Annotated in this window: 20 protein-coding genes; 7 read left to right on the top strand and 13 right to left on the bottom strand. The window is 47.7% G+C overall.

Annotated elements, in window-relative coordinates; genetic code table 11:
* Window positions 1–12: 12 nt before the first annotated feature.
* Entirely contained in the window at window positions 13–489 is a 477-nt protein-coding gene (gene ybaK / locus KDN34_RS12715) for a Cys-tRNA(Pro) deacylase (protein WP_212594120.1), read from the bottom strand.
* Between the two features lie 37 nt (window positions 490–526).
* Window positions 527–1,444: a DMT family transporter gene (locus KDN34_RS12710; protein ID WP_212594119.1), complete on the bottom strand. Its 918-nt coding sequence runs from the start codon at window positions 1,442–1,444 to the stop codon at window positions 527–529.
* 273 nt (window positions 1,445–1,717) lie between these two features.
* Between KDN34_RS12710 and dnaK the strand changes: the two genes are divergently transcribed.
* The 3 genes from dnaK to KDN34_RS12695 all read left to right on the top strand — a co-directional run bounded on the left by dnaK (window position 1,718) and on the right by KDN34_RS12695 (window position 8,184).
* Window positions 1,718–3,643 carry a molecular chaperone DnaK gene (gene dnaK, locus KDN34_RS12705; protein WP_212594118.1) on the top strand — a complete coding sequence of 642 codons (1,926 nt, stop codon included), beginning with the start codon at window positions 1,718–1,720 and terminating at the stop codon, window positions 3,641–3,643.
* Between the two features lie 94 nt (window positions 3,644–3,737).
* Window positions 3,738–4,871 carry a molecular chaperone DnaJ gene (gene dnaJ / locus KDN34_RS12700; protein ID WP_212594117.1) on the top strand — a complete coding sequence of 378 codons (1,134 nt, stop codon included), beginning with the start codon at window positions 3,738–3,740 and terminating at the stop codon, window positions 4,869–4,871.
* 658 nt (window positions 4,872–5,529) lie between these two features.
* Window positions 5,530–8,184, top strand: coding sequence for a TonB-dependent receptor plug domain-containing protein (locus tag KDN34_RS12695; protein WP_212594116.1), 2,655 nt, complete (start codon window positions 5,530–5,532; stop codon window positions 8,182–8,184).
* A gap of 626 nt (window positions 8,185–8,810) precedes the next feature.
* Here KDN34_RS12695 and KDN34_RS12690 read toward each other — a convergent pair.
* The 3 genes from KDN34_RS12690 to KDN34_RS12680 form a co-directional block, all read right to left on the bottom strand.
* Window positions 8,811–9,980 carry an aminotransferase class I/II-fold pyridoxal phosphate-dependent enzyme gene (locus tag KDN34_RS12690; RefSeq protein ID WP_212594115.1) on the bottom strand — a complete coding sequence of 390 codons (1,170 nt, stop codon included), beginning with the start codon at window positions 9,978–9,980 and terminating at the stop codon, window positions 8,811–8,813.
* Between the two features lie 258 nt (window positions 9,981–10,238).
* Window positions 10,239–12,515, bottom strand: a complete 2,277-nt coding sequence (locus KDN34_RS12685) for a TonB-dependent receptor (RefSeq protein WP_212594114.1) — start codon at window positions 12,513–12,515, stop codon at window positions 10,239–10,241.
* Window positions 12,516–12,565: 50 nt separating this feature from the next.
* Complete coding sequence (locus KDN34_RS12680) at window positions 12,566–12,865, bottom strand: hypothetical protein (protein ID WP_212594113.1); 300 nt, start codon at window positions 12,863–12,865, stop codon at window positions 12,566–12,568.
* A 324-nt stretch (window positions 12,866–13,189) separates the two neighbouring features.
* On the opposite strand from KDN34_RS12680, the gene KDN34_RS12675 reads away from it, so the two are divergent.
* Window positions 13,190–13,771 (top strand): hypothetical protein, encoded by a 582-nt coding sequence (locus KDN34_RS12675; RefSeq protein WP_212594112.1) that lies wholly within the window; start codon window positions 13,190–13,192, stop codon window positions 13,769–13,771.
* Window positions 13,772–13,836: 65 nt separating this feature from the next.
* On the opposite strand, the gene pepA is transcribed toward KDN34_RS12675, so the two are convergent.
* Entirely contained in the window at window positions 13,837–15,345 is a 1,509-nt protein-coding gene (pepA, locus tag KDN34_RS12670; RefSeq protein WP_212594111.1) for a leucyl aminopeptidase, read from the bottom strand.
* A 248-nt stretch (window positions 15,346–15,593) separates the two neighbouring features.
* Here pepA and lptF point away from each other — a divergent pair, with 248 nt between their 5' ends.
* Entirely contained in the window at window positions 15,594–16,703 is a 1,110-nt protein-coding gene (lptF, locus tag KDN34_RS12665; protein ID WP_212594110.1) for an LPS export ABC transporter permease LptF, read from the top strand.
* Window positions 16,703–17,761 (top strand): LPS export ABC transporter permease LptG, encoded by a 1,059-nt coding sequence (gene lptG, locus KDN34_RS12660; RefSeq protein ID WP_212596654.1) that lies wholly within the window; start codon window positions 16,703–16,705, stop codon window positions 17,759–17,761. Before lptF ends, lptG begins: the two co-directional genes overlap by 1 nt.
* A 40-nt stretch (window positions 17,762–17,801) precedes the next feature.
* Here the strand turns inward: lptG and KDN34_RS12655 are convergent, their stop codons facing one another.
* From KDN34_RS12655 to KDN34_RS12635, 5 genes are all read right to left on the bottom strand, one after another.
* On the bottom strand, window positions 17,802–18,290 hold the full coding sequence (locus KDN34_RS12655) for an RDD family protein (RefSeq protein ID WP_212594109.1): 489 nt from the start codon (window positions 18,288–18,290) through the stop codon (window positions 17,802–17,804).
* Between the two features lie 6 nt (window positions 18,291–18,296).
* Window positions 18,297–18,542: a DUF2960 family protein gene (locus KDN34_RS12650; RefSeq protein ID WP_212594108.1), complete on the bottom strand. Its 246-nt coding sequence runs from the start codon at window positions 18,540–18,542 to the stop codon at window positions 18,297–18,299.
* Between the two features lie 486 nt (window positions 18,543–19,028).
* Window positions 19,029–19,376 carry a DMT family protein gene (locus KDN34_RS12645; RefSeq protein WP_212594107.1) on the bottom strand — a complete coding sequence of 116 codons (348 nt, stop codon included), beginning with the start codon at window positions 19,374–19,376 and terminating at the stop codon, window positions 19,029–19,031.
* A complete protein-coding gene (locus KDN34_RS12640; protein WP_212594106.1) occupies window positions 19,377–19,868 on the bottom strand; it encodes a GNAT family N-acetyltransferase in 492 nt (163 codons plus the stop codon).
* Between the two features lie 52 nt (window positions 19,869–19,920).
* Entirely contained in the window at window positions 19,921–21,426 is a 1,506-nt protein-coding gene (locus KDN34_RS12635) for a carboxypeptidase M32 (protein WP_407695770.1), read from the bottom strand.
* Window positions 21,427–21,622: 196 nt separating this feature from the next.
* Here KDN34_RS12635 and KDN34_RS12630 point away from each other — a divergent pair, with 196 nt between their 5' ends.
* Window positions 21,623–22,237 carry an OB-fold-containig protein gene (locus KDN34_RS12630; RefSeq protein ID WP_212594104.1) on the top strand — a complete coding sequence of 205 codons (615 nt, stop codon included), beginning with the start codon at window positions 21,623–21,625 and terminating at the stop codon, window positions 22,235–22,237.
* 11 nt (window positions 22,238–22,248) lie between these two features.
* Here the strand turns inward: KDN34_RS12630 and KDN34_RS12625 are convergent, their stop codons facing one another.
* Window positions 22,249–23,544 (bottom strand): DEAD/DEAH box helicase, encoded by a 1,296-nt coding sequence (locus KDN34_RS12625; protein ID WP_212594103.1) that lies wholly within the window; start codon window positions 23,542–23,544, stop codon window positions 22,249–22,251.
* A gap of 187 nt (window positions 23,545–23,731) precedes the next feature.
* Window positions 23,732–24,964 (bottom strand): serine hydrolase, encoded by a 1,233-nt coding sequence (locus tag KDN34_RS12620; RefSeq protein WP_228730337.1) that lies wholly within the window; start codon window positions 24,962–24,964, stop codon window positions 23,732–23,734.
* Between the last annotated feature and the right edge of the window lie 49 nt (window positions 24,965–25,013).

The raw sequence follows: 25,013 nt of genomic DNA, 5'->3' as shown, positions 1-25,013 counted from the left end.
CGAGATTCTCGTTTATTCGCTTTTTATGTCGGCAAAACTACCACGACACAGCTCTGCCAATGTCTCTGCTGCCAGGCAGATTTCCAGACCGCGACGGCCGGCACTGACATAGATTTCTTCAAAATTTTTGGCACTGTCATCAATAATCGTTGGTAATTGTTTTTTTTGTGCCAGAGGACTGATCCCTCCCACCAGATAGCCAGAAGATTTCTGGGCTAATTGTGGATCTGCCATTACCAGTTTCTTTAACTTCAGTGCCTTAGCAACTGCTTTCAGGCTCAAATGATGATTTACCGGAACCAATGCGACGGCAACGGGGGCACTTTTTTCATCGCCACTGACCAGCAGGGTTTTGAATACCTGATCAGGATTTAGTCCTAAAGCACTGGCAGCTTCTTCGCCGTATGACGCGACATTTTTGTCGTGGTGATATTCGTATACGCTGAAGCTAATCTTGGCCTTGTTGGCAAGATCGATTGCGGGTGTCACGCTGACCTCCTCACTAAATTCAAAGTCGATGTATCTGTCACAAGCTGCGGCGAATTTTGGGGCGGCGGTGATTACCCAGGAGTGGCAACAGGCGCTGAAGCAATAGCGCCAGGATAATCAGTCCCAGTCCTGCCAGCGTTGATGGCAGAATCTTCTCACCAAGGATGAGTGCAATAAAGCACATCGAAAGCACCGGTGACAAAAATACCAAGTTGCTGATGCTGGCGGTGCGAGTCGCTGTTTTCAGTGCCATCAGCCACAACACAAAGGTGATGCCCATTTCAAACAGTCCGACATAGCTTCCCGCCAAGATCGCTTTCAGACTGAGTTGTGGTAATGATTGAGTGCAAACCAGCATCAAGGTTATGCAGGGCAATGCTATCAGAAAACTCAGTAATAAGCTCACCACCGGGTCGCCTTTATCCTTGGTATTAACGATCCAATACAAACACCAGAGAATAGTGCTAGTGAAACATAACCCGATGCCCAGCGGACTTTCAAAATGCATTTCAGAAATACTGCCTTCTGTCGCAATGACCAGTACGCCAAAGTAAGCAATAAGTGCCGCAACCAAATCAGACGCCCGCAATTTTTGGCTCAGCATCGGAACTGACAATAACGGCAACAAAATGCCCCAAGTGTAATTCAAGGACAGCGCTTGTTGTGCCGGCAGCAAATCATAAGCCTTAAACAACACCAGATAATAAAGGAAGGGACTTAATAATCCGGTTTGCAAATACAGCAATGGTCGGGCGCGAAACTGTTGCCACAACAGTGGTAACTTGCGCTGAACCCCGAGGATCACTAACAGACACAAAGAAGATACTATGGTGGCAACAAACACCAATTGCAGCGGGGTAAAAAAAGTGAGGGCAATCTTAAAGGCTGTCGCAACGGTTGACCACAGCAGCACCGCACCCAGACCATAGGCAAATGCCTGCGAGGATGTTTTCAATTATGTCTACTCAACTCAAGGAATCAGGGAAACCGTTGCCACGATTGCAGTGTGGCGATAAGTAGCTCGTATTTTAGCGGTACTTTGTAAAAAAGGTTACGTTTAAGATCAATTTTTTTATTTGAGCCCTTGTAAAGCAAAATTGCGCCCCTATATAGGGGTTAAGGCGCGATTTGGGTAATTTGGCAAAGGTCTTGAAATCAACAACTTTGCCCCCAGATCCATAGCAAATGATTAATTTAGTTCGAAAGAAAAGATTCTTCGGAGGACCTCATGGGTAAAATTATTGGTATCGACTTGGGCACAACCAACTCTTGTGTTGCCGTACTTGAAGGCGGCAAGCCTCGTGTGTTGGAAAATGCTGAAGGCGATCGCACCACTCCTTCAATCATTGCTTATACCGAAGATGAGACCCTGGTAGGTCAGCCCGCAAAACGTCAGGCCGTGACCAACCCAACTAACACTTTCTTCGCGATTAAGCGTTTGATTGGCCGTCGTTTCACTGACGACGAAGTACAGCGTGATGTCAGCATCATGCCATTCAAAATTATCAAAGCCGATAACGGTGATGCCTGGGTCGAAAGTCGTGGCAAGAAAATGGCCCCACCACAGGTATCAGCCGAAGTGCTGAAGAAAATGAAGAAAACTGCTGAAGATTATCTGGGCGAGCCAGTGACTGAAGCCGTCATTACCGTACCGGCCTACTTCAACGATTCTCAGCGTCAGGCAACTAAAGATGCTGGCCGTATCGCCGGTCTGGAAGTTAAACGTATCATCAACGAACCAACTGCCGCTGCGCTGGCGTATGGTATCGACAAAAAGCAAGGTGACAATGTCATCGCGGTATACGACCTCGGTGGTGGTACTTTCGATATCTCTATTATTGAAATTGACAGCAACGATGGCGACCAGACTTTCGAAGTATTGGCAACCAATGGTGATACTCACCTAGGTGGTGAAGACTTTGATAACCGTTTGATCAACTACTTGGCTGATGAGTTCAAGAAAGAGCAGGGGCTTGATTTACGTAACGATCCTTTGGCAATGCAGCGTCTGAAAGAAGCTGCTGAAAAAGCCAAGATCGAACTGTCCAGCACTAACCAGACTGAAGTGAATCTGCCCTATATCACTGCAGATGCTACCGGTCCTAAGCACTTGGTGGTGAAAATCACCCGTGCCAAACTGGAATCGCTGGTTGAAGACATGATCACTCGCTCACTGGAACCCGTGAAAGTTGCCTTGTCCGACGCGGGTCTGTCAGCTTCTGACATCAACGAAGTGATTTTGGTGGGTGGTCAAACCCGTATGCCTAAGGTACAGCAAGCCGTTGCTGACTTCTTTGGTAAGGAACCACGTAAAGACGTCAACCCTGACGAAGCTGTGGCCGTAGGTGCGGCAATTCAGGGCGGTGTATTGGCTGGCGACGTGAAAGACGTATTGCTGCTGGACGTAACACCTTTGTCCCTGGGTATTGAAACCATGGGCCAGGTAATGACCAAGCTGATTGAGAAGAACACGACTATTCCTACTAAGGCACAGCAGGTGTTCTCTACTGCCGATGATAACCAAAGCGCCGTGACTATTCACGTGTTGCAGGGTGAACGTAAGCAGGCCAGTGCCAACAAATCACTGGGCCAGTTCAACCTGGAAGGTATTGAGCCAGCACCACGCGGCATGCCACAGATTGAAGTGACTTTTGATATCGACGCCGATGGTATTTTGAATGTTTCTGCTACCGACAAGAAAACCGGTAAGAAACAGGCCATCACCATTAAAGCTTCTTCTGGTCTGTCTGACGATGAAGTAGAAAAAATGGTGCGTGATGCCGAAGCTCATGCAGAAGATGACAAGAAGTTCGAAGAGTTGGTTAGCGCCCGCAACCAGGCTGACGGCTTAGTCCATGCCACTAAAAAGCAAGTGACTGAAGCTGGTGAGGCTCTGAATGCCGACGATAAGGCCAAAATTGATGAAGCGATCAGCAAGGTAGAAACTGCGGTGAAAGGCAGCGATAAAGAAGCGATCGAAAAGGCCACTCAGGCATTGATTGAAGCTTCTGCCAAACTGGTTGAGCTGGCTCAGGCCCAGGCGCAACATGCTCAGGGTGGTGCTGAATCTGCCGCTCATCAGGGTAATAGCAACGCCTCTGCCGATGATGTCGTTGATGCTGAATTTGAAGAGGTCAAAGACGACAAGAAATAATCAGGCGCATATACCTGATTAATTCCAGGCGGGCGTTATGGGGTAACCCTAACGCCCGCTTGTTCTGCTCCAAGCCAAGAACGCGTGAGAGATTATGTCAAAGCGAGATTATTACGAAGTATTGGACGTCGCCCGAGACGCCAGCGAACGGGATATCAAAAAGGCGTATAAACGTCTGGCGATGAAATACCACCCGGACCGCAATCCCGGCGATAAAGAAGCCGAAGCCAAATTCAAAGAAGTCAAAGAAGCCTATGAAATCCTGACGGATGCAGATAAGCGTGCTGCTTATGATCAGTTCGGCCATGCCGGCGTGGATCCCAGTCGGGGGGCCGGTGGATTTGGTGGCGGCGGTGGTGCCGACTTCAGTGATATTTTCGGCGATGTTTTCGGTGATATCTTCGGCGGTGGTCGTCGTGGCGGACACAGACAACCGGCTCGTGGTGCCGACTTGCGCTATAACCTCGAATTATCACTGGAAGAAGCGGTGCGCGGTGTTAATCGCGAACTGCGTATCCCAACACTGGCGACCTGTGACCTCTGTGGCGGCTCAGGTGCAAAAAAAGGGACCTCTGCTACTACCTGTGGCACTTGTCATGGCAGTGGCCAAGTGCAGATGCGTCAGGGATTTTTTGCGGTACAACAAACCTGTCCGACTTGTCAGGGCCGCGGTAAGATCATCAAAGAGCCTTGCAGCAAATGTCATGGCGATGGTCGCATGGAGAAAAGCAAAACCCTGTCGGTTAAAATTCCTGCTGGGGTGGATACCGGCGACCGTATCAGACTGGCGGGCGAGGGCGAGGCCGGAGAATTCGGCGCGCCAGCGGGGGATTTGTATGTACAGGTGACTGTCCGTGAACACCCCATTTTTGTTCGAGACGCCAATAATCTTTATTGTGAGGTGCCCATCTCCTTTGCGAAAGCCGCATTAGGTGGTGAAGTGGAAGTTCCGACGCTTGAAGGCAAAGTCAGCCTGAAAATCCCACCAGAAACGCAGACTGGCAGAATGTTTAGACTGCGCGGTAAAGGGGTGAAATCGGTACGTAGCCATGCAGTGGGTGATCTGTTATGCAAGGTTGTGATGGAAACCCCAGTCAACCTATCAGAGCGGCAAAAAGAGCTGTTGCGAGAGTTTGAAGATACCCTCGGTGGCGGTGGTAAACACAGCCCAAAAGCTGAAGGCTGGTTTGATGGCGTGAAGAAGTTTTTCCAGGATCTTAACAGTTAGTTTTCATTGAGTGTAAAAGCACAAAAAGCCAGCAATTAATGCTGGCTTTTTTGATGCTCACCATTAAGCACCTCTTTGGTGAGCTTTTGAACTACAGTAATTTAGCTTTAATCTCATATCATTGTTTTCTTTCAATCATTAAGTTTTCGTCAATGATTATCTTTAAAACGTAAACATTGTTTAATCAAAAACGGATTTTGTAATGTTTCATTATGGTGCGTTACGCATGTTTTTAGTGCGTTACGTCACTGTTGCGCTAATGTTTACATCTGATGGCTAAGTTGTTTTTTGTAAAAAATCGAGTTAGATAATTCTCTTTTATTCGTCACATTTTTACCCTCTCTAATCGCTATAACCCGCGTATTTGTTGACCTGCGTCAAATAATTCATCTGGATGTGTAATGCATTTGGTAACAAAAATGTTGTGAAAATGTTCTGTTGCCAACATTTAGGCACGCTATTTGAAATAGGTTGGTCACTAATGTGTGAAATGGAATTTAAAAGATTAACCAATTGTTCTTTTTAGGTGGAGGTTGGAACACATCAGTCAAACCTGGGCAGTGAAAAACACAAGCTTCGCAGGGGATAGATTCAATAAATAACGTGGTTGTTTTTAGGTTGTAAGAACCACAACAAAAACAATATCAAGAGGGTTGGTATGATAACGGAAAAATTGCTTAGTCGTTCTATTCGTAGTGCCTTGCCGTACGCGTTAATGCTTTCGTGCGCCTCAGTAGCGTTTACTGCGCAAGTGCGAGCTGACGACGAAGACGATACTACAGAAACTGCAGCAGCAGCTGCTGGCACTGCTAACATCGAGAAGATGGTCGTAACAGGATCTCGTGGCGCGGCGCGCTCAGTAAAAGATTCCCCTGTACCCGTCGATGTTATTGCTGATGATGAACTGAAATCTGTAAGTTTCTCAGACACCAACGATGTACTGAAAACTTTGGTGCCATCATACTCAGTAGACCGCCAACCTATATCCGATGGTGGTACTTTCGTTCGCCCAGCAACTCTTCGTGGTATGGATACTGACAAGACGTTGGTACTGGTTAACGGCCATCGCCGTCACCGTTCTGCTTTGGTGCAGATTGGCGGTTCAGGTACCCAAGGTCCTGATATTTCAACTATTCCTACTTCTGCACTGAAAACTGTAGAAGTATTGCGTGATGGTGCTGCGGCTCAGTATGGTTCTGACGCAATTGCCGGGGTAATCAACTTCCAGCTGAAAGATAATAGTGAAGGTGGTTCTTTCTCTGCTGACTGGGGCCAGTATTATAAAGGTGATGGTGATACCCTCACTCTTACTGCCAACAAAGGTTTTGCGTTAGGCGATAAAGGTTTCCTCAGCATTTCTGCCGACTATGTCGATTCCGATCCAACTACCCGGGCACAGCAATATTGTGAATCCTATTTCTGTGTAACTGACCCAAGCACTTTCCCAGCAGGATATGGTGACTATGCAACTTATGTTGCGGGTCTTGGCTCTGCCTCTCTGAACTCTGACGGTAATAGCGTAGTTCAGTCTTGGGGTAATCCTAAAACCAAGTCCAAGACAGTATTCTTTAACTCTGGCTACACTGTCAGCGAAGCACTGGATCTGTATGCGTTTGGTAACTATACCGACAAATCTGGTAGTGGTAACTTCTTCTATCGTTACCCACGCAATGGCACCATCATGAATATTCGTCTGGAAGACGGTTCAACCTGGAATGCCCTGTCAATGTATCCAGGTGGTTTCACTCCATTGTTCTCAGGTGATATCACTGATAAATCATTGGTTGCCGGTGCTAAAGGCATGCTGTCCAGCGGTTTGGGTTATGACTTGAGTGGCCGTTACGGTTCAAATGAAATTGATTACACGCTGTCAAACACCATCAACCCTTCTATGGGTGATCAGAGCCCAACAACGTTCCATCCAGGCAACCTGATCAACACCGAAGCGCAGTTGCAGGGTGATTTTACTCAGGACTTCGATGTTAGTTCTTTCTCCAGTCCGCTGTTGTTCGCTTTCGGTTTCAGCTATATGAAAGAATCCTATGAGCTGCAAGGGGGTGATGAAGCATCTTATGAAGCAGGTACATACTCTGTTGCCGACCCATGGGGCTTCTGTAACGACGATGGTACTGCGACTGATGCCGGTTTAGCTGTCATTGCCAATGGTTCATCTTTGAACTGTGCTAACTCTTCTGACCCTGTTTACCAGATTATGGGTGTTGGTTCGAACGGCTTCCCGGGCTATTCTCCAGCATACAGCGGTAAGTACAACCGCCATTCTTATGCAGGTTATATTGACCTCAGTGCTGATGTGACCGATAAACTGTTCCTGCAGACCGCCTTCCGTTATGAAGACTACTCTGACTTCGGTTCAAAATTAGTCGGTAAAATTGCGGGTAACTATCGCATCACTGACAAGTTCGGCGTTCGCGCGTCATACGGTACAGGCTTCCGTGCACCTACTCCAGGTCAGCAGGGTACTACCAACGTATCTACTCGTATTACCGCTGGTATGCCTGTAGCAACTGGTTTGTTCCCAGCGGGTGGCGCAGTAGCTCAAGCGTTGGGTGCGAGCAAGCTGAAGCCTGAGACTTCGACCAACTATACCTTAGGTTTGACTGCTGATTTTGATAGTGGCGTAGGTATGACTCTGGACTTCTATCGTATTGATCTGAAAGACCGGATGTACTCAATTTCTACTATGAACGTTAGCAGTGACCCAACATCAGCTGCCTATGATAACTATCTGGCGTTAGTAGATGCCGGTGTATCTGGTGCTGAATCTATCGGTGGCGTGTTCTACTTCCAGAACATGTTCGATACTCGTACTACTGGTATGGACTTCGTCACTAACTATGGATTCGATAACGCCCTTGGTTACACTAGCTTGACGCTGTCTGCTAACTACAACAAGCAGGAGATCACCCAGGACAAGACTGGTGCCTTCAACGCTGAAGATACCTTCGACTTCGAAAACGGTGCTCCAAAATGGCGTGGTGTGTTTACAGTGAATCATACCATTGACGATTTCACGTTCACCGCCCGAGCTAACTACTATGGTTCTTACAAGAACTCTGATGGTGAAGATACTATCACTGACACTCAGAAGTTCGGTCAGGAAATGTTGGTTGATCTGGAAGTGTCTTATCAGCTGACTGAAACCATGAAGATCACTGTGGGTGGACGTAACATCCTAGATAACTATCCTGATAAAGGTCAGTTTGAAGTTGGTCAGGGTCGTATCTACCGTGATGACTCTGTAGTTGACTGGAACGGTGGTTACTACTTCACTCGTTTCTCAATGGATTTCTAATCTAAAGTTACCCCTTACTTTTAAGGCTACCCTTCGGGGTAGCCTCTTTTTTTGGAGAATGGTGTGACAATTGGACGTCTGATAATTACTTTATATTTGGATTGTTCGCGGAGCTTTAGTCGAATCAAACAATTGCCTTGCTGGATATTTCCATCTTGATTGCTGACAGGGTTGTTACTAAGTTATTCCTAAAATGCAAAAGCTACATATCAACAGGCTTAACTGAATCATGGCGGACTGGAGTGCGTTAATTCGCGCTAACACGCTTTTGACCGGGATACGGTAGCATGAAAACCCTGTAACAGCGCAGTCTTCGTATCTTAGTATTTATAAGTTCATGGATTATTCTCAAATTCCGCTTAGGGCCTACGTCAACAAGCACTTGCTATCAATACCAATGTTGCCGGAATGCTTTGTGGTCATAAAATTGCTAGGCCCCAGCAATAACGGTGACATATTTTATAAGTTAAACACGACAAATAACCTTAACGGCACAATCAGAAAACCCTCATACCTATTGCCAGTGGTATGCAAAATTCATCAAGCTTAGGCAGGACTCTGGTAATAAAAAAGACCACATAGTGTGGTCTTTTGGCGGGGGTAGGGAAGAAGGTTAAGGGCTAGATTTAGATCAAACCTTTTTTACCTAAATCCAGCATAACTTGTGCGACATAGGCCATCTGTTCTGGTGTACCCAAAGAGCAGCGGCAGTATTCGTCTGCTGGTGGGAAGGCGCGGCCTACCCAAATACCAGCATCTTTCATACGCTTCTGGTAGTCTGCCAAAGGTACATTCAACTTGTGGAACACAAAGTTGGTGTTAGATGGAACGTAGTCAAGTTTCAGTGCATCCAGAGTCTGCAGCAGGATCTTACGGGCTGCTTCATTACTGGCGCGGCTCAATTCCATGAACTTGTCATCTTTCATTGACGCGATAGCCGCGCTAACAGAGGCGCCGGTAAGGTTGTTGTTAGCAATCTTTTCGCCCATTTTTTTGATGATAGCTGGAGTTGAAACGCTCCAACCTACGCGCATACCGGCCATGGCGAATAATTTGGAGAAGGTTTTCAGCAGTACAATGTTGTCAGCGCCATCTTTGATCAGAGGTGACACTGAGCGGAAAGTCGGGTCAGACGCAAATTCTGCGTAAGCTTCGTCCATCAGGAACATGGTTTTAGCTGGCTTACTCTTAATCCAAGCTTCTACAGCGTCAGCCTTGCAAATAGCACCAGTAGGGTTGTTAGGGTTTACAAAGTAAACAATAGAAGGACCATCGTAATCGGCAACAGCTTTTTTCATTGCTTCTAGATCGATCTGCCAATCTTTGGTCATCTTAACTTTGGTGATTTTTTTCATGCTGTTATCAATAGCAGCTTCTTCACCAGCGCTGAAGGTCAATTCAGGGATAACTAACTGAGTATCAGGAGTAGCCAATGCACCAAATGCAGCTACGATACCCTGGGTGGCACCAGCACTCAGCAGTACGCACTCTGGGGCTACGCCATGCTTGTCAGCCAACATTTTCTGCAGTGTTTTCATTTCCATGAAAGGATAGAGGTTGCCCTGACCAATCATTTCACGGGCAGCAGCCTGACCTTTTGGTGACATACCCAGTGGGTTTTCATTCCAACAAATACGAATTGGGTGGTCAGCTGTCGGCTTCTTGAAAGTAGGTGATACTTCGGTTTTTGCCAGTGTTGGTTGGCTTACGCCAGCCAATGCGGCACCGCCCATTACGGCCCCAGAAAATTTCAGAAATTGTCGGCGTTGAACGTTAGTTGTATCGCTGTCAGCCATTTGAGCTTGCTCCTTGTGGTAGTAATTATCAATGTGTATCAGCATGAATTGTGCCAGTCATTAAGTTATTGAATGTTAAGTGGATGTACTTTTATGTTGCTGACTGGTGCTTCAAAGTGAGCCAAATATTGCACCAGAATGCAATATTTTTGGGTTTTTGGCACTGAAAAGGTGCAACGATTTGGCAAAAAAAATGAAAAAAGCGAAGCTACAAGGCTTCGCTTTTTGAAGATTATATATTGAATTAATCAATTAGCCTTAGAAATTGTAACTGACCCCAAGCATAACATTGCGTCCCATTAGGGGAGCGTAATCTTTCAGCAAAGAGGTGTGTGGACGCGCTTCCTGATTGGTCAGGTTTGTCCCTTTCAGGTAGAGCAACATGTCGCCACTATCACCGAACAGCCGATAGGTTACTGCGGCGTTAACCAATGTATAACCGGCGGTTTCTGTCTCATTTTCTGCTACATCAGTTTGACGTGCATAGGCAATCATACCCACATCAGCGTGCCACTGATCCACATCAAAATTCAAAGTGGAACCAAAGCGTAATGGTGAGATCCTCGGCAAGTTACCACCGTCTACCAGTTTACCGCGGGTGTAGTCGCTAAACAGATCCATTGACCAGCTATCGTTGAATGGGATTTTTGCCTGAGCTTCTATGGAATAGAGTTCGGCATCATCTTGTGCATATTGATAAACTGGCAGATCGCCTTCGCCGTCACTATTGACGATATCTGAAGCGACCAAGCCGGTATTCGCTTCATAAAAGAAGTTATTGACCCGGTTATAGGCCATGCTTAATGAGCCAGTCCAGCTACCATCCAGTTTACGCAAGGTCAGATCGATGTTATTCGCTATTTCTTTGTTGGCATCGCCGGCATTGACAACTATCTGACCATTCTCAATGCGAAATTCTGAGCCAAGTTCAAAGCTCTGGGTTGCATCATGCGGCCCATAGCTGTACAGCTCTTCGGCAGTGGCCGCACGTTCGGCACGAGTAAGTGCCAGACTCAGGTTATACGACGGATCGAAATCCCATACCAAGCCTGCTGATAATGTCGTGTTGAGATCACTCAGTTTTTCTGGCTGGTACTCTTCTTCCCCGATCAAAGTTTCTAACGTCATCGCTTCGGGATTAAGCCGATAGTCTTCGACGCGACCGCCCAGTTCAAACCGAAAATCGCCGACTTTACGTTCCTGCATAATAAAGGCGGCGAGAGTATCGGTGTTGCTGTTAGGCGTTAACTGCTCTGCTCCTTGCACCGAAAAATCCCGGTGCATGATGTGCAGTCCCATTGCTCCTTGCCATTCTCCCCAGGGGTTATTATTCAACGTCAGACGTGCTTCTGATTGTTTGTTGTAAAAGAAGGTATCGGCATCGCCATCTTCTTCTTCCGCATGCTGATAATCGGTGTAACCCGCATCTAAACGAACTTTAGAGAAACCTGCAAATGGATCGAGTAAGCCAGCATGTAGTTGCCAGGCGGTTTTTTTCATGTCGATGGTAATGTCTGGTGCGTCAACTTCACCACGACCGGGAATACCGTAATTGGATTCTGTGCGTGCGCCAGAAACACTGATAAAACCGTTATCGCCGGTATAACCCACGCCACCAGCATATTCATTTAGTTTCAACTGGCTGTTATCGACGCTGCCGTGCGTGGTGGCATCACCTTCAATTGCTTCTCCCGGGATATCGTAATCATCGGTATTGCGATGGGTGCCATCTAGATGCCAGTTAAATTTACCATTGCCACCATTGAGATCGGCATTCACCGTTTCACCATTGTTGGCAGAATCATAGCGAGCGCCCACGGAACCGTTAAACGTATCAACGGGTTGTTCGTGCATACGTTTATCGACAACGTTAACCACGCCGCCGATAGCACCATTACCATAAAGAAGCGTGCCTGGACCACGAAGAATTTCAATCTGCTCCGCAGAGGCGGCTTCCGCTGTCACCGCATGGTCGGCTGAAACGGTAGATGCATCGCCTACCGACAGACCGTTTTCCAGCACCTTAACTCGAGGGCCGTCCATACCGCGGATGATCGGACGACTAGCACCTGCTCCAAAGTGGGTAGCTTGCACGCCGGGGAGTTTATCGAGTGTATCTCCCAGTGTTGGCTCAGTATTGAGTTTCAGTTGGTCATCACTGAGCACGGTAACTGGGGTGGTACTTTCCAGGGCTGAACGTCCTAAGGGGGATGCCGTCACTACAATATTTTCGATTTGAACGGCAGTCAGGGTGAAATTTTGGGTGATCGTGCCGCTGCTAACCGTTAAATCCTGTTCACCGTGTTTGTAATTATCACTGCTGATGTGCAGATGCAGATGGCTGTTATCGGCAACTTGTAAACGATATTGGCCTTGTGCATCAGTGGTTGTTTGGGTGCCGCCATCGACACTGACCATCGCATCCTTTACCGGATTTCCTTTAGTGTCGGTGACTTTGCCCTGTAATTGGGCGGCAAAAGCAGTTGAAGTCACACCGGCAGATGCCAATGCTACGAATAAAACAGCGAGTTTCATTATGCCTGTCCTTTGATAAGCAATAAAAATTAAGATTTTTTATAGAGTTATTAGAAGAACAGAGCTGGTGGTGCGCGAGCTGACAGGGTGCGCAACCAAGGGAGCGCGGGCTGTGTGTAAGGTTGTTCGGAAACATTGGTAACCAACGATTGTGTGGCGGCAATTGGCAGTATTGCCATTGGGCCGGTGGTTGGATGGTTACCGAAATTACACAGCAGACAGTGGGCGTGTTCATGGACTAAACCATGTTGCGCGGAGTGCACTACCGCGACCGACTGCAAAACAGTCAGCCAAACGCCAAGTAGCAGCCAAAGCCACTTTTTGTTGTGCGGTATTAGTCTATGCAACATTTGATTCAGGACATTCTGTTATAACGGCTGAACGTTACTGTTTTCCTTAAAGATAGTCTAGTGAAGATTTCGTAACAAAGTATGAGATTGGGCGGTTTGATTTTTAACGGAAGACATATAACATATTGTTTTAAAATAAAATGTAATTTATTTAACACGGTCAGAAATTGCGGCGAGTTTAATTCGCTGGTGATGAGTGCATAGTCAACATGCAACTCATCAAAACATCATGGGAGCGAAACCTTGAGGAATGGATACCTTTTGTTGTGGCTCTGTCTACTAGTGGGATGCGCTGAACAGCATGTTTTCCTGTCACGATCTCATGTGGCGTCATCCGTGGTCGATGCGCTCAAAGCTCAGTTAAAACAGCAGGGATATGATGTCTCCGTTATTGATGTGGCGCCCCCGTACCGACTTACACAGCCGCTGCTGATCAAGAGCCCTGCGTTATTTGATGATGCTTACATTGGTGGCATCGTAACCTCGTTGCAGCAACATGGTTACGCGTCAGTCGATGTGGTTTCCATGCAAACCGAACAGTATTTTTACAATGGGCGTAATGTTGGTGTGTATTTGCCTTCACAAGTTAACGTCATTATGCCGATGGTGATGCAAAGCGAAGATTGTGGGCAGCAATATATTGTGTTGGAAACCGATGCGGATGCTTTTTCGCTTGATAGAGGTGAGACATTTCCTGTTATTAAGGGCCATTACACTGTGGATGAACAAGGTGTTGGTGCATTCTCAACCGCACATTCGCGTCTGACATTTAAGCTGAAGCGAGTACAAGTGGCCACCTGGAACGGGGAGCGACCAGCAGACAGGTTGGATATTGTGGAGCAGATAAATCCATTACTGCCTGAACGATGCAGCTTTATCACCATTTACGATAGTTCCGCGCCGTAATTGAATGAGCGCAAACATAAAAAAAGCGAAGCTTGAGGCTTCGCTTTTGGATGAACATCCCAGGCTTACTCGCCCTGTTCTACGCCAGAGCGGTTCAGGATAAACTGGGTTAACATTGGCACTGGACGCCCGGTTGAACCCTTGTTGGCACCACTGGTCCAGGCGGTACCGGCAATATCCAGATGCGCCCAATTATATTTTTTAGCAAAACGCGACAGGAAACAGGCGGCGGTAATGGAGCCCGCTGGTCGACCACCAATATTGGCCATATCCGCAAATGGACTGTCGAGTTGTTCCTGATATTCTTCCCATAGTGGCAAACGCCAGGCGCGGTCACCTGCTTGTTCTCCAGCGTTGAGTAACTCATGAGCCAATGGGTTGTGGCTGGAAAACAGGCCAGAGGCGTGCTTCCCTAGCGCAATGACACAAGCACCGGTGAGCGTAGCGGTATCAACCACCAACTCCGGTTCGAAACGTTCAACATAGGTGAGAACATCACATAACACCAAGCGGCCTTCGGCATCCGTATTGAGCACTTCAACGGTTTGACCGCTCATCGTGGTCAGTATGTCACCAGGACGATAGGAATTGCCGGAGGGCATATTCTCGCAGCCCGCCAGTACGCCAATGACATTGATCGGGAGTTTCAATTCGCAAATAGCTTTCATGGTACCAAGAACACCCGCGGCACCACCCATGTCATATTTCATTTCATCCATGGCTTCGCCAGGTTTTAATGAAATACCACCTGAGTCAAACGTCAGGCCTTTGCCCACTAGTACAATCGGTTTAGCGGTGTTGTCTACTGCACCTTGATATTCCATCACAGTCATAATGGATTCATTAGCACTGCCGCGTCCAACGGCCAGATACGCATTCATGCCCAATTGTTCCATCTGTTCTTCGCCAACAGTAGAAACTTTGAGATCTTCATAAACTTCAGCCAACTGTTTCGCTTGCGAGGCAAGATAGGCTGCGTTGCAGATATTGGGTGGCATGTTGGCAACATTACGGCACAAATCGATACCCGCAGAGACTCCCAAACCGTGTGCAATGGCTCGTTCACCTAATGACAGCTCACGGCGAGTCGGTACGTTAAACACCAGTTTACGAAGCGGACGACGAGCTTCTCCTTTACGACTCTTCATAGCGTCGAAGCTATACAGCGCAGCGTTAGTGGTCTCAACTGCCTGACGAACTTTCCAATAGGTGTCGCGACCTTTTACATGTAACTCGGTGAGGAAGCATACAGCCTCCATTGAACCGGTTTCATTTAACGTGTTGATAGTCTTGGCAATGATTTGTTTGTACTGGCGCTCATCGAGTTCTCGTTCTTTGCCACAGCCCACCAGTAATATCCGCTCACTTAGGACATTATCAACATGGTGCAACAGTAGCATCTGGCCAGTTTTACCTTCCAGATCGCCGCGTCGCAGCAGGTTGCTGATATAACCACCGCTAATCTTGTCCAGCTGTTCAGCAATACCGGATAGGCGGCGCGGTTCATAAACGCCGACCACAATACAAGCGGAACGCTGCTTCTCCGGACTGCCGCTCTTTACGCTAAACTCCATGAGCTCTCCTAGATTCTTTTAAAGACAAACTTTTTGATTTATTGGATAATGTCCGCTTATGTCCATCTACATTGGGGCGGATTTTATATCCGGCGTGAGACGGTACTAGACATCTATCCGCAGCGATGGAGGTAACTAAGTTACTATCAGCACCGCCAGTTTGGACAGAAAACTGTCAAAAGTGGACAGTTTACATAAAAGATACTCTGATATCAGCAAAAAGATAAGTTTAGATACAGGACCTGCCTGTGATTGTATTCAGATACTTAATTCGTGAAGTGCTCAAAACTCAGGTCGCAGTGCTGTCTGTGCTCTTGGCTATTTTCGTCAGTCAGCAATTTGTGCGAATTCTCGCCGGTGCCTCGGACGGAGAATTTCCCTCTTCTTTAGTTATGACCCTGATTGGACTCAACTTGCCGGGGTTGTTGGTGTTGATATTGCCGTTGAGTCTGTTCCTTGGGGTCTTGTTGGCTCACGGACGTATGTATGCTGAAAATGAAATGGTGGTGCTCCATGGCGTTGGCATCAGTGAGTGGTATGTCGCCCGCGTGACGCTGTTGGTGGCGTTGGTTAATTGTTTATTTACCTTCTGGTTGTCTATGTATGGCAAGCCATGGGCAGAAGAACGGCAACACATAGTGCTTGAAAAAGCTAAGTCAGACGCCGGGCTGGCTGCATTGGTACCGGGTCGGTTTCAGACCAGTCCTAATGGCCGTGCCGTCATTTATGTTGAAAAAATCAGCAAAGAAAACGAGTTGCAAAAGGTTTTTGTGGTGCAGTTACCCGAGTCTGGCAAAGAGTCTGGTCAGACTAACCTCGTGGTAGCGAAAAGTGGTCGCGTGACTGAAGATAACAGCGGTGCCGAAAGCCTTAAACTGGATAATGGTGTGCGTTACCAAGGTGCGGCTAACCGCAAGGATGTTCAAGTTATTGAATTTGGAAGTTATCAGACCAAGATTAAAGAACAGGAAGTAGATGAAACTGATCGCCGGATGGCGGCGCTTTCTACCCAGGAGTTGTTGAGTCAGCATACCAGTATCGCGGTGGCAGAGTTGCAATGGCGGCTGGCAATTCCGTTAGCAATTCCGCTAATGACCTTGATTGCCGTGCCGATGGCAAGAGTCAATGTGCGGCAGGGTAAATTTGGCAAATTGTTTCCGGCAATATTGTTGTATCTGGGATATTTCGGTTTGCTGGTTGCTGGTCGTAAGGCGCTACAAGACAACGTTATCCCGTTGTGGCTTGGTATGTGGTGGATCCATGGCTCGGCCTTATTGTTGGGGATATTGTTACTGAGTAAAGAGCGTCCATTGGGTACTCGGATTGCGGCGATGTTCCGCAGAAGGAGTATCGCATGATGAAGATTTTGGACTGGTATATTGCCCGGGTATTATTAAGCTCATCCGCGCTCTGTTTGTTAGTTCTGACTGGACTGTCAGCTATCATCAAGTGGGTTGACCAATTACGATTGGTCGGTCGAGGCACTTACAGCATGATGGATGCAGCCATGTATGTGCTGTATCTGGTGCCCAGTGATATTGAAACGTTTTTTGCGATGGCAGTGCTGCTTGGTGCCTTGATTGGTTTGGGCGTATTGGCTTCCAATTCGGAATTAGTGGTGATGCAGGCTTCCGGGTTGTCGCGATTGCAGATCACTCTGTCGGTCATGAAAACTGCAATTCCTATGATGTTGCTGGTGATGGCTTTAGGCGAATGGGGCGCTCCAGTGGCAGAGATGAAAGCCAGTGAGCTTAAAGCCACTAAAATTTCTGGCGGTAATCTGATTAAATCGCATCGTGGTGTCTGGGCTCGGGATGGCAATATGTTTGTTAACATCGGCCAGATTAACACCACAGATCACCTCAGCGATGTCACGCTGTATGAGTTTGATGAGAATCAACGTTTATTGAGCGTGGTTCACGCAGATAAGGCGATATACATCAACGAATACTGGCAGTTGCACAATGTCAGCCGTACCAGCATTAAGGACGAACAGATTGTGGTCAATACACAGGCACAAGACCGATGGCCATCCAGTCTGACGCCGGATAAGCTGAGTGTGGTGTCAGTAGACCCGGACTCTTTGCCTATCAAGGGCTTGGCTGGTTATATGGATTACCTCAAAGGGAACAATCAGGACGCTAGCCGTTATGAGTTGGCGTTATGGCATAAATTGATGCAGCCTGTGACGGTTGCGGTAATGATGCTGGTGGCCCTGTCTTTCATCTTTGGGCCTATGCGTAATGTCACTATGGGGGCCAGAGTATTGCTGGGCGTGGTGGCGGGTTTTGTATTCCATATCAGTAATGAAATCTTCGGACCATTAAGCATCGTGTACAATATGCCAGCATTTTTCGGCGCCATTATGCCAAGTTTGTTGTTTACTGGTGCGGCAATTTACTACATCCGCAAGTAAGCTAAAAATGTCTAATGCCCTGCATTAAAGCCGGGCATATTTATGGCTTCGGTAATTGGACTATTTCTGAATCGGTTAGCTTATCCTGCAATGCTAACCGCTGTTGACTAAAGACCAACCAAATATTTCCTAAGCCTAACAGTGACCAGAAAGCTCTTGCCAGCGCTGTCACCGGACTAATATTCTGGCCATTGGTATGTTGTACTCGCAGACGCCAGACCTGCATGCCCAAGGTTTGTCCTGCATGACTCCAGAAAAAACAGTAGAACCCGAGCACCCATAACATTAACCAGCATTGGTACACCCCATGATATAGGCGGTTCTGCCTCAATACATCTGCTAATGCTTGGTCGCTAGCAACTGACGTTATACCGAGCCGACTTGTCAGCGCAAAAAAGGCAAACCCTAAAATTCCGGCAAACACATATACCGCCGCTGCCAGTAACAAATCGTAGCAGGCGGCGCCCAAGCGTCTGCCTAATCCAGCTCTCGGGAGATTGGCGTAGTAGCAATCAGGACCTTGTTTCATATCAACTCAGTCTTCAGTTTTTAATAAACGCACTTCGGTGAACCCCATTCGGGCAAATTCAGATTGCCGAAAGTTTTTAAGTGCACCACCGCCTTTCGCCGTTAAGGCAACTTGCTGTTCCATCCTGAGAAAAGCACCGATGTCCACTCCCTCAGCTGCCGCTGCTGCCTCGAAACCGTCATGGTATTTATCATACGCAAAATTGATGGTTTTCTGCTGTCCGCGAAATGTATAGGTCACCAATCTGGCCATTTAGGCTCCTCTGATCATTGAGTTATTTATGAATCGCATTGTGGGCTTAATGATGATGTTCAAAAGCAGGGATGTTTACCATTTTAAAGCCACGGGTTGCCGAAATATTCATCTTATCGCTGAACGTGTCTCGTCGCAGCAATGTGAACACCAAACTCAAAATGTATGTTGTGTAAAAGTCCCATGTTATCGAGGGCGCAATATAACATGGAGTGATGGTCAACTGTTCGGACATTTTATGGTGTAAATCGAAGCGAAAGACAGTGGTTTGATTTGCATTAAAAAAGCCTTCTTCAGAAGAAGGCCAATTTCAGTGTGTTGATTAAGGTTAGAAGTTGTTTGTGCAACTGGAAAATATCGAAATTTAAGAATTGATGGGCGATTGTTGACGTGAAAACCTTATCAAAAAACGAGAGGTAATTTGTGAACTCTGCCTGAGCGTAACTACTGAGCACATCAGCTTGTCTATAACGAATTATCTCATCATCAGAATTTACTGCGAAAGATGAAATACACCGCACCCAGCAAACATAGACCAGCCCACAGGTAATCCAATTTCAGTGGTTCTTTTAAAAAAAACACTGAGAATGGTACGAAAATGCTCAAGGTAATGACTTCCTGAAGAATTTTTAGCTGGCCGACACTCATAACGGTATAGCCGATACGGTTAGCCGGGACTTGTAACAGATATTCAAACAGGGCAATGCCCCAACTGACTAATGCAGCGATTATCCAGGGTTTGGTCCCCAGCATTCGCAGGTGTCCATACCAGGCAAATGTCATGAAAATATTGCTGAGGCACAGCAAGCCAATGGTAATAAATGTGGGTTGCATTCAGATGGTCCGAGACAGGCTATAACGCATATAACAGGCATTTTCAGGGTAGTTGCTAAGGGACTTTTTAGCTGTAGCTTGACTAAATCCCAGCATTTGCCAGTAGTCCTCAGCGCCTTGTACCGCAACCAAGGACACGGAACCTAGTTGTTGTTGCAATGCAAATTGTACCAGTCGACGGAAAGCCTGAGTGGCAAAACCATTGCCTCTGGCCTCTGAGCTGACGGCGATATCATGCAGATACAAGGTGTCCGGCGCATCGCAAGGGCCGAGGATCTGGTCGAGTTCTGGTGGCATGCCATCCAGCCACGGATGGGCGAGGCAGTAACCTTGTACTCGTTCTCTTATCACCATCACGAAACAGCTTTCAGGTGACAACTGCCACTTGTTTTGCAATACCGCTAAAGATTCTGGTTCAAGATCCTGATAACACTGCTGTTGTACGGCAGCAATTAGCGGCCAGTCGCCGGGTTTGATGGCACGAATAAGCATGATGTAAAGCCTGAGCAAAACGTGCCATCAGTATATCAGGTTATAGGCTTAATTAACGCAGATAACGTTGTTGTAAATGACGTCTTAAGTATTGAGGATTCAAGGGTTCTCCGGTGGCTTGCCTCACCAGCGTATCTGTGTCGAGCAGTGAACCTTGAGACCAGATATGCTGCTGTAGCCAGTCAAATACCTTCGCCAATTTATCGTTTTGGATCAATGTATCCAGCGGCCCCAACTGCTTTTCTATGGCAAAGCGAAACTGCGCGGCATACATCGCACCTAAGGTGTAACTGGGGAAGTAACCGAATTCGCCTACAGCCCAATGAATATCCTGCATACAGCCATCACGATAATTATCCTTGGTACTGAGCCCCAGATAGTGCTGCATCCGCTGATCCCAGAATTCTGGCAGATCAGACACGGCTAAAGAGCCGTCAATCAATGACTGCTCAGCTTCGAAACGCAGCAAGATGTGGCAAGGATAGGTGACTTCATCGGCGTCAACCCTAATGAGTCCCGGTTGTACCTGAGTCATTTGTTGATGTAACTCTGCTGCACTTTGATGACAGGATAAGTGGCGTTTTAACAATGGATAGATTTTATCAACAAAGGCTTGGCTGCCGGCTAGTTGCATTTCAAAAAACAAACTCTGGCTTTCATGGATACCCATGGAGCGTGCCAAACCCGCCGGTTGTCCTTGCCAGGCGAACGGGAGTCCTAATTCATAACGTGCATGGCCGGTTTCATGAATAATGCCAAGTAAAGCACCAAGGAAGCTCTGTTCGTCGTAACGTGTTGTCAGTCTGACATCTCCCGGCACGCCACCGCAGAAGGGATGTGCACTGATATCCAATCGTCCCTGCTGAAAATCGAAGCCAAGGAAATGCATCACTTCTTTACCCAAATCCTGTTGGCGAGCAATGGGGTAACGCTGGGCGTCATTAGAAGCAACTGCCGGTAATTGCCGCTCGTGTATTTGCTGAATAAAGGTGGGAATCCAATCTCTGAGGCTTCCCAGTGTTTGTTCTAATCTTGCCGCTGTCATCCCCGGTTCAAATTGCGCTAGCAAAGCATCATAGGGTGCCACACCCTCTGCGTCAGCGCGCGCCTGTGCTTCTTCTTTGACTAATTGCAACAAAGGTTGCAGATTGGCTTTAAAACCTTGCCAGTCATTAGCGGGGCGCTGCTGTCGCCATTGATGTTCGCATTGGTAGGCCGCAGCAGTTTTTGCCTGAATGAGCGATGACGGAACACAACTGGCATGGCGCCACTGCTGCTTCATTTCACGCAGGTTAGCTTGTTGTGGCAGCGTTAATGCGGAAAGTTGCTGCTCAGCTTCAGACAGCCAGTCGGTCAGATTAGGTGCGGTTTTTAATTGATGAATATGACCCGCGAGCTCGGCCATGGCGGCAGCACGGCTATCGCTGCCGCCAGCGGGCATCATTGTCGCCTGATCCCAGTCACCTAACGCCGCAAAATGTTCAAAATGTGAAATTTTCTGAAAATGTTGGCGCAACTGTTCATAAGCCGCTGGCTGTTGGGTATTCATGGCATCCACTCAATACATCGCTCAATACCATTATGCTAGCTGTGTCCTCACGGCTACTCAACTGTCATTTTTTGTGCTTTTTCTGTGCAAAGTCACGCAAAGGTGGTGGCATATCATCCGCCAGATTACTAGACTCTGTAACGGGAATTTAAAGGATTAACAGCGAGACAACTGCAGGATGCAGTGTGCCTCAAGGAGGAGTAACGTGCTGGAGTTTATTCTGGCGAATGATAATCTGCCTTATATGGTTTGTGCGACTGTCGTGGTGATGCTTGGCGTCATTGAAGCGATGGCCCGGTTAGCCGGAGGCAGTCTGGGCATGTTAATGGATGAGCCATTGGCATTGCAGAGTTCAGGCGTTGATATCGGCGAAGAGCCATCCCTCGCATCTTGGTTGGGCCTCGATCGTCTCCCCGTTTTTTTGTGGTTCATTTTAGCGCTGATATCTTTTGCTATTGGTGGCTTTCTGCTGAACCTGCTCACTTGGCTGTCGTTCAATATCTTATTACCCCAAGAAATTTCTGTATGGCCAGCGTTTGCTCTGACATCTGTCAGTTGTCATCTGTTGGGGAAACAACTGGCGTGGAAACGTGGGGAAGATGAGGACGCCGATAATCTTTGTGGCAATATCGGCATTTTAACCTTAGGGAAAGCGATTAAAGGTAATCCGGCAGAGGCATTGGTCCATGATGATCAACAGCGTATTCACTACGTTATGGTTGAACCTCAGGAAGAGGATGTTGCGTTTGAGGCCGGTACCCGAGTGTTACTGTTGCAGAAAGACGGGGTGATTTGGCGTGCGATCCCGTTTGAATCCTAGCACGCCACGGCTCATTTTAATTTTTTCTGTTGCTGGCTACCGCCCACACGGACTTTAACCCGACGACCCGACAGCGATTTTTCTGCAGCAACTTGTTCTGATGCGCTGCTTTCCTCAGGTTTGCGTTTGCCAAAACGGCGCCGTTGCAGCTGCTTTAATAGCACGTCGCGATTACTGACTTCATAGCCGGGCATCATGATGCGTTTAAGGCGCTGACCAATGAGTTTCTCAATATCGGCGAGGATGCGTTCCTCTTCGCGGCTAACGAACGAAATCGCTACCCCTGATTTTCCCGCGCGGCCAGTACGGCCAATGCGGTGAACATAGTCTTCAGCCAGGAATGGCATGTCATAGTTCACCACGTAGTCCAGATCGGGAATATCCAGTCCGCGAGCGGCCACTTCTGTGGACACCAACACGCGGATTTTGCCTTCAGTAAATTCCTTTAACGAACGTCGCCGTTTACCATGCGCTTTTTCACTGTGAACCGCAGCGGTGGGGATCCCGTCTCGGTTTAGCTCATCGGCGAGTTGGTCTGCATCTTCGCGTGTTGCGGAAAACACCAACACCTGATGCCAGTTTTTACGGCCAATCAGTTCTGCCAGTAGTTCGCGCTTACGACGTTGCTCAACCGGATAAACCACTTGGCTGACAGTGTTGGCGGTAGTGTTTTGGCGATCGGCTGCCAACACCTTGGGACGGCGCAGAGTTTGCTCTGCTAACTGTCTTACGCCACCAGAAAAGGTGGCAGAAAACATCAGTGTCTGTCGTTCCTTATTGGTCGCTTGCAGGATTTTCTGAATATCTTTGATAAAGCCCATATCCAGCATGCGGTCAGCTTCGTCTAACACCAACACTTCGACCTGCGAAAGATTAATATTGCCTGCTTGCAGATGTTCCAACAGGCGGCCAGGCGTTGCGACCACGAGCTCGGCGCCTTGGCGTAATTTGTTGGCTTGGCCAGTGGTTTTTACCCCGCCAAACAATGCAACGGTTTGGGTCTCTAAGTAACGGCTATAGGCTTTGGCATTCTCGGCGACCTGCGCAACCAGTTCGCGGGTCGGTGCCAGGATCAACGCGCGGGCAATGCCGGGCTGCGCGACTGCAGGTTTGTCATAGAAACGTTGTAACAGCGGCAATACAAAAGCAGCGGTTTTACCTGTTCCAGTTTGCGCACTGGCGAGCACATCCTGACCACGGCGGATGGGCGGAATTGCCAGTTTCTGAATCGGGGTCATGCTCTCATAACCACATTCGCTGACCGCACGAATGATTTCTGGGGCAAAACTATAGGATTCAAATTTCATGTTACGCTTCCTGTATTCAAGCAAAAATGCCTGCTTGACCAGTGATCATATTGATATTGTGGCAGGCGGCCGCGGAGTATAGCAAAAAACCACCAGTGGTAAAATCTAATCCCGAGATTGTTACTCGAAAACAAACAACGGGATATCTATGAAAAAAGCCGCCATCAGGCGGCTTTTTAACATTTCATCAGTTAAACCATCCGGCAAACATCTGTTTGAAGTAATCAATCAGTTTGCTAAACCAGCTGCCTTCTTTCACCTCTTCCAGTGATACCAGCGGAAACTGCGCAATATCTTTACCGTTTAATTGGAAGTAGAGACGACCGACAGTTTCGCCTTTAGCTATAGGGGCAACTAATTCTTTAGTCAGTTCGAAATTGGCCTTGAGATTTTTGGCCTGGCCGCGCGCAATAGTGATTGGCGTGTCGGTAACGACGCCCAAATTGACGGTACTCTTGTCGCCATACCAAATTTTCTGGGTGACGAAACTGTCACCTGCTTTGTAAGGGGTGACGGTTTCAAAGAAGCGGAAACCAAACTCCAGCAGCTTTTTACTTTCGGCCTTACGCGCAGCTTCACTCTTAGTGCCCAACACGACCGAAATCAGACGCATACCATCTTTGGTTCCTGAAGCGACCAGGTTATAGCCCGCTTCTGATGTATGGCCGGTTTTGATGCCGTCTACATGCAAACTGTTATCCCACAATAAACCATTGCGGTTGTACTGTTTGATGCCGTTATAGGTAAACGATTTTTCGTCATAGATTTTATATTCATTGGGTACATCCCGGATCAGGGCGGCACCTAACAGTGCTAGATCATACGCAGTGCTTTTATGATTTTCTCCATGCAGGCCGTGGGCATTCTCAAAGTGAGAGTCTTTCATACCCAACTGCTTAGCCCAGGAGTTCATCAGATCAACGAATGCACCTTCAGTCCCGGCGATGTGTTCAGCCATTGCCACACAGGCATCGTTACCAGACTGAATGATGATGCCCCGGTTAAGATCAGAAACTTTGACCTTTTTACCTACCTCAATAAACATCTTGGAGGAATCCGGGAAGTTTTTAGACCAGGCATTTGGCGATACGGTAACTTCGTCATCAGGTGACACGTTACCGCGTTTGATTTCCTGACCAATCACATAGCTGGTCATCATCTTGGTCAAACTGGCTGGGTCCAATTGTTCATGGGCATTATTTTCTGCAATGACCTGCCCGGAGTTGTAATCCATCAACACGTATGCTTTGGCTGCCACGTCCGGCGCATCTGGGATCACCATCGGCCGAGGGGCTGTTAACGCGGGAGTAGGATTGTTGGGGATCGGCGTTGGAGATACCGGGTCAGCCAGCGCGCCTGCGGAGACAACGCCAGTGAACATGAACAGTGCTGTTGCGGTTTGTTTTGCGAAATTCATCATTGACTGGATACGTTTTTATGGTTGGTGTGGGACTGCCTAATTGCAGTGA

It is taken from the genome of Shewanella yunxiaonensis (assembly GCF_018223345.1).
Taxonomy (GTDB): Bacteria; Pseudomonadota; Gammaproteobacteria; order Enterobacterales; family Shewanellaceae; genus Shewanella; species Shewanella yunxiaonensis.
This window is presented reverse-complemented; position numbering and strand designations above follow the sequence as displayed.

Bases quoted from the DNA above. Each gene is read 5' to 3' on its own strand.
- dnaK (WP_212594118.1), top strand. From the start codon at position 1,718: ATGGGTAAAATTATTGGTATCGACTTGGGCACAACCAACTCTTGTGTT.
- dnaJ (WP_212594117.1), top strand. From the start codon at position 3,738: ATGTCAAAGCGAGATTATTACGAAGTATTGGACGTCGCCCGAGACGCC.
- KDN34_RS12695 (WP_212594116.1), top strand. From the start codon at position 5,530: ATGATAACGGAAAAATTGCTTAGTCGTTCTATTCGTAGTGCCTTGCCG.
- KDN34_RS12690 (WP_212594115.1), bottom strand. From the start codon at position 9,980: ATGGCTGACAGCGATACAACTAACGTTCAACGCCGACAATTTCTGAAA.
- KDN34_RS12685 (WP_212594114.1), bottom strand. From the start codon at position 12,515: ATGAAACTCGCTGTTTTATTCGTAGCATTGGCATCTGCCGGTGTGACT.
- KDN34_RS12680 (WP_212594113.1), bottom strand. From the start codon at position 12,865: ATGTTGCATAGACTAATACCGCACAACAAAAAGTGGCTTTGGCTGCTA.
- pepA (WP_212594111.1), bottom strand. From the start codon at position 15,345: ATGGAGTTTAGCGTAAAGAGCGGCAGTCCGGAGAAGCAGCGTTCCGCT.
- lptG (WP_212596654.1), top strand. From the start codon at position 16,703: ATGAAGATTTTGGACTGGTATATTGCCCGGGTATTATTAAGCTCATCC.
- KDN34_RS12655 (WP_212594109.1), bottom strand. From the start codon at position 18,290: ATGAAACAAGGTCCTGATTGCTACTACGCCAATCTCCCGAGAGCTGGA.
- KDN34_RS12650 (WP_212594108.1), bottom strand. From the start codon at position 18,542: ATGGCCAGATTGGTGACCTATACATTTCGCGGACAGCAGAAAACCATC.
- KDN34_RS12645 (WP_212594107.1), bottom strand. From the start codon at position 19,376: ATGCAACCCACATTTATTACCATTGGCTTGCTGTGCCTCAGCAATATT.
- KDN34_RS12640 (WP_212594106.1), bottom strand. From the start codon at position 19,868: ATGCTTATTCGTGCCATCAAACCCGGCGACTGGCCGCTAATTGCTGCC.
- KDN34_RS12625 (WP_212594103.1), bottom strand. From the start codon at position 23,544: ATGAAATTTGAATCCTATAGTTTTGCCCCAGAAATCATTCGTGCGGTC.
- KDN34_RS12620 (WP_228730337.1), bottom strand. From the start codon at position 24,964: ATGATGAATTTCGCAAAACAAACCGCAACAGCACTGTTCATGTTCACT.